The sequence below is a fragment of the Klebsiella sp. A-Nf5 genome, assembly GCF_002810545.1.
In the GTDB taxonomy this organism is placed as follows: domain Bacteria; phylum Pseudomonadota; class Gammaproteobacteria; order Enterobacterales; family Enterobacteriaceae; genus Klebsiella; species Klebsiella variicola.
On the sequence record NZ_PIOG01000222.1, the window covers coordinates 136167 to 151232 of the forward strand.

Genomic DNA, 15066 nt, shown 5'->3' on the forward strand with positions numbered 1-15066 from the left:
GACCGTCATTTTTTTCATAAATCTGTCACAAAAGTGACGCATAATGACGCCGCACTTCTATACTGATGGCTAAAAAACACAGGGTAAATAATGGCGAGAAGAATTCTGGTCGTTGAAGATGAAGCTCCAATCCGCGAAATGGTCTGCTTTGTTCTGGAGCAAAATGGCTTTCAGCCCGTCGAGGCGGAAGATTATGACAGCGCGGTGAATCAACTCAATGAACCCTGGCCTGATTTGATTCTCCTTGACTGGATGCTGCCGGGTGGTTCGGGGCTGCAGTTTATTAAGTTGCTCAAGCGCGAGGCGATGACGCGGGATATCCCGGTCGTGATGCTGACCGCGCGTGGAGAAGAAGAGGATCGCGTTCGCGGCCTGGAGACCGGGGCGGATGATTACATTACCAAGCCTTTCTCACCGAAAGAGCTGGTGGCGCGGATCAAGGCGGTGATGCGCCGTATTTCGCCGATGGCGGTGGAAGAGGTGATCGAAATGCAGGGTCTGAGCCTCGACCCTTCGTCGCACCGGGTGATGACCGGCGACAGTCCGCTGGATATGGGGCCGACGGAATTTAAGTTATTGCACTTCTTTATGACCCATCCTGAGCGAGTGTACAGCCGCGAGCAGTTGCTGAACCACGTCTGGGGAACCAACGTCTATGTGGAAGACCGCACGGTGGACGTCCATATTCGCCGCCTGCGCAAAGCGCTGGAACACAGTGGCCATGATCGTATGGTGCAAACGGTTCGCGGCACGGGGTATCGTTTCTCCGCCCGTTTCTGAATTTTGACAGGAGTGTGACCCGTGCTGGAACGGCTGTCATGGAAAAGGCTGGCGCTGGAGCTCTTTTTAGCGTGTATTCCGGCCCTGATTCTGGGGGCATTTTGGGGGCATTTGCCGTGGTTTTTACTGGCGGCAGTGACCGGTTTGCTGGTCTGGCATTTCTGGAATTTGATGCGCCTGTCGTGGTGGCTGTGGGTGGATCGGAGCATGACTCCTCCGCCTGGCCGTGGCAGCTGGGAGCCGCTGCTGTATGGTCTGCATCAGATGCAGATGCGTAATAAAAAGCGTCGACGCGAGCTGGGAAGCCTGATTAAACGTTTTCGCAGCGGAGCGGAATCGCTGCCGGATGCGGTCGTACTGACCACGGAAGAGGGGGCCATTTTCTGGTGTAATGGCCTGGCGCAGCAGATTCTAAACCTGCGCTGGCCGGACGACAGTGGCCAAAATATTCTCAACCTCCTGCGTTATCCCGAGTTCGCCAACTATCTGAAACAGCGTGATTTTTCTAAGCCACTCAACCTGGTGCTGAATAACGCTCGCCATCTGGAAATTCGCGTGATGCCTTACACCGACAAGCAGTGGCTGATGGTGGCGCGCGACGTGACGCAGATGCATCAACTGGAAGGGGCGCGGCGGAACTTTTTCGCCAACGTCAGCCATGAACTGCGCACCCCGCTGACGGTGCTGCAGGGCTATCTGGAGATGATGCAGGAGCAGGTGCTGGAGGGGGCGACGCGGGAAAAAGCCCTGCACACCATGCGGGAGCAAACTCAGCGTATGGAAGGGCTGGTGAAGCAGTTGCTGACACTGTCGCGCATTGAAGCCGCGCCGGCGCTGGTGATGAATGATCGCATTGACGTGCCGATGATGCTGCGGGTGGTGGAGCGCGAGGCGCAGACCCTCAGCCAGGAGAAACAGACGCTGATCTTCACCGTTGACGAGCAGCTCAAGGTGCTTGGCAACGAGGAACAGCTGCGCAGCGCGATTTCCAACCTGGTCTATAACGCGGTGAACCACACCCCGCCGGGGACCGAAATTCGCGTCAGCTGGCAGCGGACCCCGCAGGGGGCGCTGTTCAGCGTTGAGGATAATGGACCGGGTATTGCGCCGGAGCACATTCCCCGTCTGACCGAGCGCTTTTATCGGGTGGATAAAGCTCGCTCCCGGCAAACGGGGGGCAGCGGTCTGGGACTGGCGATCGTCAAACACGCGGTCAACCATCATGACAGCCGGCTGGAGATCGCCAGCACGGTGGGCAAGGGAACCCGTTTTAGCTTCCTGCTCCCGGAACGATTAATTGCCAGAAACGACGCCTGATCGGCGTGCTGTCAGCTTATCTTGCCAATGACCAGCCCCGGCTGGTCATTTTCGTTGGCATCCCTTTTTTCCTCGCCTATTTAATGAACGTGTGCTGCTTTTTTGTTCGCATGATAAGCCACGGGTTTTCCATCAATATGGTAAATGATTCTGGTGCATAACTGATAACCAGCATAATCATCTGCTTTTGCGATCGTGCCTTGCTTTAAAACGTTATAAGCGTTTAAATTGCGCCTGCGTAGTCGATGACAGACTGCTTTTGCGTGGTAATACCAAAAACAATTCTTTCCCACGCCGCTTCGGGAGCATATCTCGCTGAGTTTACCGGCAATAGCCGCTGTATCGTCCCTGAGAGGGGAGCGCGGTATTTTTCCATTTTTTTACAACACCACATCCACAGGCAGTAATGAATTTATGACCCATCAGTTAAAATCTCGCGACATCATAGCGTTGGGCTTTATGACCTTCGCGTTGTTTGTTGGCGCAGGCAACATTATTTTCCCTCCGATGGTTGGCTTACAGGCGGGCGAGCACGTCTGGACGGCGGCGATCGGCTTCCTGATCACTGCGGTGGGTCTGCCGGTGCTGACGGTGGTGGCGCTGGCGAAAGTCGGCGGCGGCGTTGAAAGCCTGAGCACCCCCATTGGTAAAGTGGCGGGTATCCTGCTGGCGGTGGTGTGTTATCTTGCGGTGGGGCCGCTGTTCGCGACCCCGCGTACCGCGACCGTCTCCTTTGAGGTCGGTATTGCGCCGCTGACCGGCGATGGCCCGCTGCCGCTGTTGATCTACAGCGTTATCTACTTCGCGCTGGTGATTCTGGTCTCCCTCTATCCGGGCAAACTGCTGGACACCGTGGGCAACTTCCTCGCGCCGCTGAAAATTATTGCCCTGATTGTGCTGGCGGTAGCGGCCATTGTCTGGCCAGCGGGCCCGATCAGCGACGCGCTGGAAGCGTATCGCACGGCGCCATTCTCCAATGGCTTCGTTAACGGCTACCTGACCATGGATACCCTCGGCGCGATGGTGTTCGGGATCGTGATTGTCAATGCGGCACGCTCCCGCGGCGTCAGCGAAGCGCGTCTGTTGACCCGCTACACCGTCTGGGCTGGCCTGATGGCAGGCGTTGGCCTGACGCTGCTGTACCTGGCGTTGTTCCGTCTGGGTTCTGACAGCGCCACTCTCGTGGACCAGTCCGCCAACGGCGCGGCCATTCTGCACTCCTACGTGCAGCATACCTTCGGCGGGGCAGGCAGCTTCCTGCTGGCGGCGCTGATCTTCATCGCTTGCCTGGTGACGGCGGTGGGCCTGACCTGCGCCTGCGCCGAGTTCTTTGCCCAGTATCTGCCGTTCTCCTATCGCACGCTGGTCTTTATCCTTGGCCTGTTCTCGATGGCGGTCTCCAATCTGGGCTTGAGCCATCTGATTCAGGTGTCAATTCCGGTGCTGACCGCTATCTATCCGCCGTGTATCGCACTGGTTGTATTAAGCTTTACCCGCAGTTGGTGGCATAATTCGTCCCGCGTTATCGCGCCGGCCATGTTTATCAGTCTGATGTTTGGTATCATTGACGGGATTAAGTCATCGGCGTTTGCCGCGATTCTGCCGGCCTGGACCGCGCGTCTGCCGCTGGCGGAGCAGGGCCTGGCCTGGCTGATGCCCACCGCCGTGATGGTGTTCCTCGCGGTGATCTGGGATCGCGCAGCCGGACGTCAGGTGACCTCCAGCGCCCATTAACAGGCGTTAAGGAAAAGCGTTTAACCACGGGACTTCGGGTTCCGTGGTTTTTTATTTTTTGTGTTAAACGGCATTGAAAAAACCACGATGGAAAGTAGTAACAAGCTTAAGCGCGGGCTAAGCACCCGGCATATCCGCTTTATGGCCCTGGGTTCCGCCATCGGTACCGGGCTTTTTTACGGCTCAGCCGACGCCATTAAAATGGCCGGACCCAGCGTGCTGTTGGCCTACATTATCGGTGGCGTCGCGGCATATATCATTATGCGGGCGCTCGGTGAGATGTCGGTCCATAACCCTTCCGCCAGCTCATTCTCCCGCTATGCCCAGGAAAACCTCGGCGGACTGGCGGGCTATATCACCGGCTGGACCTACTGCTTCGAAATCCTGATCGTCGCCATCGCTGACGTCACCGCCTTCGGTATCTACATGGGCGTCTGGTTCCCGACGGTGCCGCACTGGATCTGGGTGCTCAGCGTGGTACTGATCATCTGCGCCGTCAACCTGATGAGCGTCAAGGTGTTTGGTGAGCTGGAGTTCTGGTTCTCGTTCTTCAAAGTGGCCACCATTATCATCATGATCCTCGCCGGGTTCGGCATTATTATCTGGGGGATCGGCAACGGCGGCCAGCCGACCGGCATTCATAACCTGTGGAGCAACGGTGGCTTCTTCAGCAACGGCTGGCTGGGGATGGTGATGTCGCTGCAGATGGTGATGTTCGCCTACGGCGGCATCGAAATCATCGGTATTACCGCCGGTGAGGCGAAAGACCCGGAGAAATCCATTCCGCGCGCGATCAACTCGGTGCCGATGCGTATTCTGGTGTTCTACGTCGGCACGCTGTTCGTCATTATGTCCATCTATCCGTGGAACCAGGTGGGAACCGACGGCAGCCCCTTTGTTCTGACCTTCCAGCATCTGGGCATTACCTTCGCGGCCAGTATTCTTAACTTCGTGGTCCTGACGGCTTCGCTGTCGGCGATTAACTCCGACGTGTTCGGCGTAGGTCGTATGCTGCACGGTATGGCTGAGCAGGGCAGTGCGCCGAAGGTGTTCGCTAAAACGTCGCGTCGCGGTATTCCGTGGGTGACGGTGATGGTGATGACCATTGCGCTGCTGTTTGCGGTGTATCTCAATTACATCATGCCGGAAAACGTCTTCCTGGTGATCGCCTCCCTGGCCACCTTCGCTACGGTGTGGGTGTGGATTATGATCCTGTTGTCACAGATTGCCTTCCGCCGCCGTCTGTCACCCGAAGAGGTTAAGGCGCTGAAATTCAAAGTCCCCGGCGGAGTGGTGACCACGGTAGTCGGCCTGGTGTTCCTGGCCTTTATTATCGCCCTGATCGGCTATCATCCGGATACTCGTATCTCGCTGTATGTCGGTATGGCGTGGATCGGCCTGCTGCTGCTGGGCTGGGTCTTTAAGACCCGTCGCGATCGCCGCCTGGCGCAGGCTCAGTAAATGACACCGCCCCGGTCAGCATCACGCGACCGGGGCGGCTTGCAGTCCCGCGTCCTCCCCCGTTATCCTCCCCCAAAAAATCCTGTGATGATGAGTTCTGCGCCTGACGGCTATGGCAAGGTGTGCCCATTCTGCACAATGAGGATTCACGATGTTGAAGGCATGGCACCTTCCGGTTGCACCCTTTATCAAGGTGCAACAGGACCGACTGTTTATTACCCTGTGGTTAAGCGGTGAGTCGCTGCCGCAGCGGATCACGCTGCGCGCGGAAGAAGATAACGAAGAGCTGTCGCTGCCGATGCAGCGGCTCCGCCAGGCGCCGCAGCCCGGCGTGGTGGCATGGCGCGGTGAAATCTCTCTCGCCAGCGGCCAGCCGCGCCGCCGCTACAGCTTTAAGCTGCTGTGGGCTGACCATCAGCGCTGGTTTACGCCACAAGGTTTCACCCGTTTCCCGCCGGCCAGGCTGGAGCAGTTTGCCATTGACCTGCCGGACGCCGGCCCGCAGTGGGTGGCCGATCAGGTTTTCTATCAGATTTTCCCCGATCGCTTTGCCCGCAGCGCCGCACGTGAGGCTGACCAGGATGCAGTCTATTACCATCACGCGGCGGGGCGGGAGATTGTGCGCAAAGCGTGGGACGAACCGCTAACCGGCGAAGCGGGCGGGTCGACGTTCTACGGCGGCGATCTCGACGGCATCAGCGAAAAACTTCCGTATCTGAAGCAGCTCGGCGTCACCGCCCTCTATTTGAACCCGGTTTTCGCCGCCCCCAGCGTGCATAAATACGATACCGAGGATTATCGGCGCGTCGATCCGCAGTTTGGCGGCGACGCGGCGCTGCTCCGGCTGCGCCACAATACGCAGCGGGCGGGGATGCGTATGATCCTCGACGGTGTGTTCAACCATACCGGCGATTCCCATCCCTGGTTCGACCGACACCAGCAGGGCAGCGGCGGCGCCGGCCACTATCCGGACTCCCCGTGGCGCGACTGGTTCACCTTCTCAGAGGAGGGGCAGGCGCACAACTGGCTGGGCTATGCCAGTCTGCCGAAGCTCGACTATCGGTCGACCAGCCTGGTCAACGAGATCTATGCCGGCGAGGACAGCATCGTACGCCACTGGCTGAAGGCGCCGTGGAGCATGGACGGCTGGCGTCTGGACGTGGTGCATATGCTGGGCGAAGGTGGCGGGGCGCGAAATAACCTGCAGCATATCGCCGGCATCACTCAGGCGGCAAAGCAAACGCAGCCAGAAGCCTTTGTCTTTGGCGAACATTTTGGCGATGCGCGACAGTGGCTGCAGGCGGATGCCGAAGATTCGGCGATGAACTATCGCGGCTTTACCTTCCCGATCTGGGGATTCCTCGCCAATACTGATATTTCCTACGATCCGCAGAAGATAGATGCCCAGACCTGTATGGCGTGGATGGATAATTATCGCGCCGGGCTGTCGCATCAGCAGCAGCTGCGGATGTTCAACCAGCTCGACAGCCATGATACGGCGCGCTTTAAATCTCTCCTTGGCAAAGACGTAGCACGCCTGCCGCTGGCGGTGGTGTGGCTGTTTAGCTGGCCGGGCGTACCGTGCATCTACTACGGCGACGAGGTGGGCGTGGATGGCAATAACGATCCGTTCTGCCGCAAACCGTTCCCGTGGGATCCGGCGCTGCAGGATACCCAACTGCTGGCGCTGTATCAGCGGATGGCAAAACTGCGTAAGGCTCAGCAGGCGCTGCGCTACGGCGGCTGCCAGGTGATTTACGCCGAGGATAACGTAGTGGTGTTTGTCCGGGTCTACAAACAGCAGCGGGTGCTGGTGGCAATTAACCGCGGGGAAGCCTGCGAGGTGGTTATCGAGGATTCCCCACTGCTGAACGTGGCAGGGTGGACGCTGCTGGAAGGCGCCGGCGCCTTCCAGGACGGAGTGCTGACCCTCCCGGCCATCTCCGCCAGCGTCTGGTCCGGCCGTTAACGGTAGAGCTGGCTCAGCAGGTCGTCGCGGAGGAGCGCCTCCCGCCACCAGTGCTGAGCCAGCCCGTCATTGCCGCTGCGCCAGGCCATGTAGGTGATATCTTTTTCCCGCCAGCAGGCGACGCTTTTCTCCACCAGACTGCCTTTTTCCAGCCACGGGCGAGCGATATGGCGCGGTAGAAAGCCGCAGCCCAACCCGGCGCACAGCAGTTCGACTTTACTGGCGAAATCATCGACGCCGATTTGCGGCTGCTCGTCGAGGAGATTGCTGTTTAGCGGATGGCAATAACGGGCGCTGTCGCGGATCACGATGGCCCGATGCTGGCTGAGCTGTTTATTGGTCAGTGGCTCCTTCGCCTGAGCCAGCGGGTGGGCGGGGGCAACCACGAAAATATTATCCAGTGCGCCGAGGGTTTGCCATGACCACTCTGCAGAGGTCGGGGGCTCATTGATGGCGCCGAGGATAATATCCGCGCCATGGTGGGTCAGCTCTTCCCACGAACCGGCGAGGGTGTGATGACTGAAGTTCAGGCGCGTCTGCGGATTTTGCGCATAAAACTCGGCGATCAGCGGCAGCAGGGCAGAAAAGGGAAAGGAAGCATCGAGGGCAATCGCCAGTTCGCGTTCCCAGCCCGCGCTTAGCTGCTGCGCCTGCTTTTCCAGATCTCTGGCGGCACTTAAAAGCTGCCGCCCCTTCTCCAGCATCAACCGGCCGGTATCGGTAAACTTCGCCCGGTGGCCGGAGCGATCCAACAGCACAATATCCAGATCGTTCTCCAGCTTTTGGATCATATAGCTCAGGGCGGCGGGGGTTTTATACAGCGACTCCGCGGCGGTGGCGAAGGAGCCGTGTCTGTCCAGGGCATCAAGGATCATGAGTACATCAAAGTTCACGCGCATAGGGGAGCTATCCATTAATTCATTTTCCCTTGTTGTACCTAAGCGCAATAATCAATGCCAGTGAATAAATCAGAACAGTTTGGCGTAAAAATTTGATTAATGCGGATGCGAGCAAATCCTTGCTACGGGCAAAAAAATAAACCACAAAAAAACTTTAATAACTTGTTAGAAATAACTGGCTATACTCACCATGCTTTATCAGTCAGGATCTACACGACGCATTAACCATCATGTAATCTTTTTAACTTATTGATTAAGAAGGTATTTAATGTCTATTCGTGAACTGCTCGATCCCACTAATTCCGCACTTATCTTTATTGACCACCAGCCGCAGATGTCATTTGGCGTGGCGAATATCGATCGCCAGACCCTGAAAAATAACACCGTAGCGCTGGCGAAAGCGGGCAAAATTTTTAATGTGCCGGTGATTTATACCTCCGTAGAGACCAAAAGCTTCAGCGGTTATATCTGGCCGGAATTATTGGCCGTGCATCCTGACGTCAAGCCGATTGAACGTACCTCAATGAACTCCTGGGAAGACGACGCGTTTGTGGCGGCGGTGAAAGCGACCGGCCGTAAAAAGCTGGTGATCTCTGCCCTGTGGACCGAAGTCTGTCTGACGTTCCCGGCGCTGATGGCGCTGGAAGCAGGCTACGAGGTGTACGTAGTGACGGATACCTCCGGCGGCACCTCTGTCGACGCCCATGAGCGGTCCATTGACCGGATGGTGCAGGCGGGCGCGGTGCCGGTCACCTGGCAACAGGTGCTGCTGGAGTACCAGCGCGACTGGTCACGCAAAGCGACCTACGATGCGGTGATGGACCTCGTACGCGAACACAGCGGCGCCTACGGGATGGGCGTGGATTACGCTTATACCATGGTGCATGGCGCGCCGGAGCGCAAAGCGTAAATCACTTCATCCTTCAGGCTGCCTCTTTGTCGGCTGCGTTTGCCCGTCCCCGGTCACTGCCTCAGCTCAGCTCCGGGGACGTACCACTCTGTCGCCTCGACGCAGCATGAATGATGTTGTGTATATCATTTATGGCCAATGGCAGGAGCAATCCTGTCATTCCCCTGAAGTAAGGAACGCTTTATGGCGCAGCAAAAATCGGTAACCCTGGTCATCAGCCATCTGCTCGATCCGCAACACGGCCAGCGCTACGAAGAGTGGCTCGGTAAAATTATGCCCATTGCGGCCGAGTTTCCCGGCCATCTTGGCGCGAATGTGATCCGTCCCACCGCGGGGCAGAATCTGTGGAGCGTGATTATCCGCTTCGATACCCTGGAGCACCTCTACGCCTGGACGCAGTCGGAAACCCGTCGGCAGCTGGTGGCAGAGATTGCGCCGCTGCTGACGGAAGGCGATCGGACGGAGGTGCGGACGGAGCCGGCCTTCTGGTTTACCCCGCCGGCGGCGAACGTGCGCCAGCCGCGGCGGTGGAAACAGTTTCTGATCACCCTGCTGGTGATTTTTCCCAGCACCAACCTGGTGCCTGCGGTCACCGGCATGCTGTTGCCGTCACTCAAAGGGAGCCTGCTGCTGCACCTGATCAATGATGCCTGCGTGGTTGCGCTGGTGGTCTGGTTCTGGATGCCCATCGTGACCCGCCTGTTTGCTGGCTGGTTAAAGAAAAACTGAGTCAGCCTCCTCAAGGAGTGCGTTATGTCGCAAACTGCCACACTGATTCTGACCCACGGTCAGATTCATACCCTCGATCGTGCGAATCCCTTGGCGGAAGCCGTGGCCATCGCCGACGGAAAAATTGTTGCTACCGGAAGTCACGATCGGATCATGAGCTTTGCCGCCGAGGGGACGCAAATCGTCGATCTCAAAGGGCATACGGTGATCCCTGGGCTCAACGATTCTCACCTGCACCTGATCCGCGGTGGGTTGAACTACAACCTTGAGCTCCGCTGGGAGGGCGTCCCCTCGCTGGCCGATGCCCTGCGAATGCTTAAGGATCAGGCCGATCGCACTCCCTCCCCGCAGTGGGTGCGGGTGGTCGGCGGCTGGAGCGAATTCCAGTTCGCCGAGCGGCGGATGCCAACCCTGGAAGAGCTGAACGACGCGGCGCCCGATACACCGGTGTTTGTGCTGCATCTCTACGATCGCGCGCTGCTGAACCGCGCGGCGCTGAAAGCCGTGGGTTATACCAAAGAGACGCCGGATCCGGTGGGCGGAGAGATCGTCCGCGATAGCCGTGGCAACCCGACCGGGATGCTGATCGCCAAGCCGAACGCCATGATCCTCTACGCTACGCTGGCCAAAGGGCCGAAGCTGCCGCTGGATCTGCAGGTGAATTCTACCCGCCAGTTTATGCGCGAGCTGAACCGACTGGGGCTGACCAGCGCCATCGACGCCGGGGGCGGTTTCCAGAACTATCCGGAAGATTATGAAATTATCGAACAGCTGCATGCGAAAGAGCAGATGACCGTGCGCATCGCTTACAACCTGTTTACCCAGCGGCCGAAGCAGGAGCTGGAGGACTTCGAACGCTGGACCGATATGCTGAAGCCGGGGCAGGGCACCGACTTCTATCGCGCCAACGGCGCCGGCGAGATGCTGGTGTTCTCGGCGGCGGATTTTGAAGATTTCCTGCAGCCGCGGCCGGATCTGCCGCAAGGCATGGAGGATGAGCTGGAGCGGGTGGTGCGCCATCTGGTGGAGCATCGCTGGCCGTTCCGCCTGCATGCCACCTACGACGAGTCCATCAGTCGGATGCTGGACGTGTTTGAGAAGGTGAACCGCGATATCCCGTTTAATGGTCTGCACTGGTTCTTCGATCATGCCGAGACCATTACCGAGCGTAACATTGAGCGGGTGAAGGCGCTGGGCGGCGGTATTGCGGTGCAGCATCGGATGGCCTTCCAGGGCGAATATTTTGTCGATCGCTACGGCAAAGAGGCGGTGAAACATACCCCGCCGGTAGCGAAAATGCTGGAACTGGACGTGCCGGTGGGGCTGGGCACCGATGCGACCCGCGTCGCCAGCTATAATCCGTGGACTGCGCTGTACTGGCTGGTCTCCGGGCGCACCGTTGGCGGGATGGCGATGTATGACGACGACAACCGCTTGCCGCGCGATGTCGCGCTGGAGCTGTGGACGGCGGGCAGCGCCTGGTTCTCCAGCGAGCAAGGCAAGAAAGGCCGTCTGGCCGCCGGTCAGCTTGCCGATCTGGTGGTGCTGTCGAAAGACTACTTCAGTGTCGCGGAAGAGGAGATCAAAGGCATTGAGTCCGTGCTGACGGTGGTTGATGGCAAAGTGGTGTACGCCGCCGGTCACTTCTCGCCGCTGGCGCCGCCGCCTATTCCGGTGCTGCCTGAGTGGTCACCGGTGGTGAAAGTCCCGGGTCATTACCGTTCCGCTCCGCCGGCGGCGGCTAAAATCGGCGCCATAGTGCAGATGCACCAGTGCTGCGGCAGCTGCGGCGTTCACGGCCACCAACATGATATTGCGCGCAAGTCGTCGATTCCGGTCTCCGATGAGCAAGCTTTCTGGGGCGTGCTGGGCTGCTCCTGCTTTGCCTTCTGATACCTGACGCCTCCGCCCCGGCAGCTTCGGGGCGGAGGTTTCAGCCCAGGCCCGGCGTCAATAGCGCTGCTGTGAGCCAAAAAGCGCCATGCGGCGGGCAATCATCTCGCGTACTGGCTGCAGTCCCTGGGTGATGACTTTCCGCGGATCGTTCACATCGTGCCCGGTGTCGGCGGCAAAGATCGCTTTCACCTGCTGACACCAGGCGTACATGTTTTCGGTATTGACGTTAATCTTGGCGGTGCCGCAGGCAATCGCCCGGCGCATATCCTCATCGGCAATACCGGTGCCGCCATGCAGCACCAGCGGGACCTTCACGCGATCGGCAATGGCTTTCATCTCAGTAAATCCCAGCCGGGCTTTACCTTTATACAGACCATGGGTGGAACCCAGCGCGGCGGCGAGGCAATCCACCTGCGTTTCTGTCACCAGGGTGTAGCACTCTTCAGGATCGGCGTAAATGACCTCGGAGTTAACGATACCGTCTTCACTGCCGGCGATGGTCCCCAGTTCGGCCTCCACGGAGATGCCCTTGCTGTGCGCCAGCTCCACCAGGTGGCGGGTGATGGCCAGGTTTTCCCTGAACGGCAGATGTGAACCATCAAACATAATGGAACTGAAGCCGGCAGCGATCGCGGCTTCGCAGGCTTCCTGGGTGGTGCCGTGATCCAGATGCAGGGCCACCGGAATATCAATATGTAAATAATCTATGGCATTAACCACAATATCATGAATACATTTAAGCCCGAGCATATGCTTAACCGTGCCGCCAGACACGCCCAAAATAACCGGTGAGCGGCACTGCTGGGCGGTGCTTAATACGGCGCCGACCCATTCCAGATTATTAATGTTGAACTGACCGACGGCGTAACCGTTCTTTAGGGCATGCTGAAGCATGTCCTTCATCGACACTAACATATTCACCTCTTGATATGTATTAAACGCAGTTATTCTTCAAAATATTGCTTTAAGTTTCTCTCGTAGCTATTTAGCGAGTGGTGGACGACCGCCAGATCCGGCATCGATTCCCGTACCCCTTTTTTCTCAATAGAAATAGCGGCGGTCAGGCTGGCAAATAAAATAATATTATCAATATGCCACGAATAATGGACGCCATAGGTAAAGGCGCCGTGAAAAACATCCCCGGCACCGGTGGTATCAACGGCATTGCACCGCCAGGACGGGACGATCTGCAGCATACCGCTCTTTAAGAAGGCACAGCCTTTTTCGCCAAGGGTGATAAACGCCTCGCCGCGGCAAATTTTATTCAGTTCAATCAGGGCTGATTTAATGTCTGCTTCGGTGCTCAGTGAACGATAGCTCATATAATCGCGGGCGAAATGTTCGCTCACGACAAAATAGTCGGTCCAGGCCGCCAGTTTAATATTGCTGGCACGCAGTGAACCCCCGTCCATCACGACTCTGGCGGTGGGAAGTTTCTTAATTAAATATTCACTGATTTCTGCCTCGTGGCCGTCAATTAAAATGGTCACCGGCTCCTCGCTGGCAATCAATCGCTCGGCGAGGTCGTCCAGTTTCAGTTTTTGATCGTAGGTCAGGGAAGGTGGTGTTTGCATCTTGCGGGTAATAATCGTCCGCGAACCCGTTAAGCGATTGACCAGCACCGAGGCCAGCGGGGTGATCATGTCATCGGAGAAAACCACCTGGCTGGTATCCACGCCCGCCTCGGCAAATTCATCAATAATGCGCTGGCCGTAAAGGTCCTGATGCAGATGACCAATGTAATAGACCTCCTCACCCCACAATCCCAGCAGCCATGCCGCATTGGCCGCTGGGCCGCCGCCGCTTTCTATAAAATCATGACAAAAGTTTTTGGTATTCTCCTGAGGCCATTCATTGAGAAAGAAAAACTGATCGAAACAAGCAAATCCAATGGACAAAATAGCCATAACCACTCCTGATTATTGGTCAGCGGCGGGGGAGCGTGACCTCCCCGCCGGGAAAAATGACGTCGCTTATTCATTTTTCTGCTTCGCCGTGAGCTCCTCATAGCTGAGCGTATCGCCCACCACCCGTACATGACGGAAACAGAAAGGCGCCAGCAGCGCGACGAGCAGCACCAGACAAATCAGATAGATAGTGACCTGGCCAAACTGGGTGAATGCATTGCCGATGATGATGCCCCATACCGCGAAGTCGAAATCGGCGAAGGTGCTGTTTTCAAACCCGAGGTTGCCGAGCGCCGGCAGCAGCATCGCCGGCAGGAAGGCGAGGAAGATCCCACCGATAAAGGAGGCGATGATACATCCGCGCTTACCGCCCAGCTTGTCGGCGAAGACGCCGGACGTGCCGCCGCAGAAGAAGTGCGGCACCATGCCGGGAATAATCAGCGCCATGCCCAGCCCGCCGAGCAAGAGCATCCCGACCAGCCCGCCCACGAAGGAGCTGATGAATCCCACCACCACGGCGGTGGGGCTAAAGGTGAAGAATACCGCGCAGTCAACGGCCGGTATGGAGTCCGGGATCAGCTTCTGGCTGATGCCCTGGAATGCCGGCACCAGATCGCCAAGGATCAGCCGCACACCGTTGTACACAATGGCCACGCCAACGGCGAACTGCAGGCCGGTCAGCACTGAGAAGATCAGCATGTTTTGGTCGGTGATGGTGCTCAGGTATGCCGACCCGGCGACAGCGCTGCAGACAAAGTAGATAACAAACATCACGATACCGGTGGTGACTGTGGTATCGCGCAGAAAGCCCCACTTTTCTGAAATTTCGGTATCCGCGAAGGAATTTGCCGGATTGCCGGTCCGGCTGGCGATCCAGGCCGAGAGGTAGTAGCCGAGGGAGCCGAAATGACCCATGGCGATCCCTCCGTCTTCCGTGACCTGCTTGGTGTAACGCTGGCCAATGGCGGGGGAGATGGCGGACCATGATCCCAGCAGGAATCCGCCGATCAGGATCAACATCCAGCCATGGAACTCCGCCGCCTGCAGGACGGCGGAAAACAGGCAGGCGAGAAAGAACGAGTGATGGCCGGTCAGAAAGATATATTTATACTTGGTACAGCGGGCGATAATCAGGTTGAAAATAAAACCTAACAGTAAAATACTCATGGTTTCCACGCCCAGCATCTTCTGGGCGACGGAGACAATGGCTTCATTGTTTGGAATAACACCGCGGATATTAAATCCGGCCTCGATAATACCGCCCAGCGGGTTGAGATTGGCAACGATAACGCCTGCGCCAGCGCTCAACATCAAATAACCTAAAATCGGTTTTAATGTGCCGGTAAGGAGTTTATTACCGGGGGAGCGCAGCGCCACTAAACCGACAAAAGCAATCAGCCCCATTAAAAAAGCAGGTTGACTGAATATTTCCGCTAAGAAACTAAGAATAGCCTGCATGGTCGT

Annotated in this window: 12 protein-coding genes; 8 read left to right on the forward strand and 4 right to left on the reverse strand. The window is 57.5% G+C overall.

The genetic code is table 11. From position 1 onward, the window contains the following. Nucleotides 1-90 precede the first annotated feature (90 nt). From phoB to malZ, 5 genes are all read left to right on the forward strand, one after another. A complete protein-coding gene (gene phoB, locus CWM53_RS21155; RefSeq protein WP_002890343.1) occupies nt 91-780 on the forward strand; it encodes a phosphate response regulator transcription factor PhoB in 690 nt (229 codons plus the stop codon). Nucleotides 781-801: 21 nt separating this feature from the next. Next, entirely contained in the window at nt 802-2097 is a 1296-nt protein-coding gene (gene phoR, locus CWM53_RS21160; protein ID WP_061155593.1) for a phosphate regulon sensor histidine kinase PhoR, read from the forward strand. A 414-nt stretch (nt 2098-2511) separates the two neighbouring features. Beyond that, entirely contained in the window at nt 2512-3831 is a 1320-nt protein-coding gene (brnQ, locus tag CWM53_RS21165) for a branched-chain amino acid transporter carrier protein BrnQ (RefSeq protein WP_061155592.1), read from the forward strand. A gap of 87 nt (nt 3832-3918) precedes the next feature. After that, the gene (gene proY / locus CWM53_RS21170) at nt 3919-5292 is read left to right on the forward strand and encodes a proline-specific permease ProY (RefSeq protein WP_061156408.1); all 1374 of its coding nucleotides are present in this window, start codon (nt 3919-3921) and stop codon (nt 5290-5292) included. A gap of 151 nt (nt 5293-5443) precedes the next feature. Further along, on the forward strand, nt 5444-7261 hold the full coding sequence (malZ, locus tag CWM53_RS21175; protein WP_100729396.1) for a maltodextrin glucosidase: 1818 nt from the start codon (nt 5444-5446) through the stop codon (nt 7259-7261). On the opposite strand, the gene CWM53_RS21180 is transcribed toward malZ, so the two are convergent. Then, on the reverse strand, nt 7258-8160 hold the full coding sequence (locus CWM53_RS21180) for a LysR substrate-binding domain-containing protein (protein WP_074386813.1): 903 nt from the start codon (nt 8158-8160) through the stop codon (nt 7258-7260). The two genes, malZ and CWM53_RS21180, sit on opposite strands and share 4 nt — an antisense overlap. A gap of 268 nt (nt 8161-8428) precedes the next feature. On the opposite strand from CWM53_RS21180, the gene CWM53_RS21185 reads away from it, so the two are divergent. The 3 genes from CWM53_RS21185 to CWM53_RS21195 all read left to right on the forward strand — a co-directional run bounded on the left by CWM53_RS21185 (nt 8429) and on the right by CWM53_RS21195 (nt 11692). Beyond that, complete coding sequence (locus tag CWM53_RS21185; protein ID WP_002890357.1) at nt 8429-9070, forward strand: hydrolase; 642 nt, start codon at nt 8429-8431, stop codon at nt 9068-9070. Between the two features lie 183 nt (nt 9071-9253). Further along, nucleotides 9254-9799 carry an antibiotic biosynthesis monooxygenase gene (locus CWM53_RS21190; protein WP_074386758.1) on the forward strand — a complete coding sequence of 182 codons (546 nt, stop codon included), beginning with the start codon at nt 9254-9256 and terminating at the stop codon, nt 9797-9799. Nucleotides 9800-9823: 24 nt separating this feature from the next. Then, nucleotides 9824-11692: an amidohydrolase gene (locus tag CWM53_RS21195; protein WP_074386757.1), complete on the forward strand. Its 1869-nt coding sequence runs from the start codon at nt 9824-9826 to the stop codon at nt 11690-11692. A gap of 57 nt (nt 11693-11749) precedes the next feature. On the opposite strand, the gene fba is transcribed toward CWM53_RS21195, so the two are convergent. The 3 genes from fba to CWM53_RS21210 form a co-directional block, all read right to left on the reverse strand. Further along, nucleotides 11750-12604 carry a class II fructose-1,6-bisphosphate aldolase gene (fba, locus tag CWM53_RS21200; protein WP_165785113.1) on the reverse strand — a complete coding sequence of 285 codons (855 nt, stop codon included), beginning with the start codon at nt 12602-12604 and terminating at the stop codon, nt 11750-11752. Between the two features lie 35 nt (nt 12605-12639). After that, nucleotides 12640-13602 carry a carbohydrate kinase family protein gene (locus CWM53_RS21205; protein WP_100729395.1) on the reverse strand — a complete coding sequence of 321 codons (963 nt, stop codon included), beginning with the start codon at nt 13600-13602 and terminating at the stop codon, nt 12640-12642. Nucleotides 13603-13668: 66 nt separating this feature from the next. After that, on the reverse strand, nt 13669-15060 hold the full coding sequence (locus tag CWM53_RS21210; protein ID WP_012542705.1) for a PTS ascorbate transporter subunit IIC: 1392 nt from the start codon (nt 15058-15060) through the stop codon (nt 13669-13671). Nucleotides 15061-15066 lie beyond the last annotated feature (6 nt).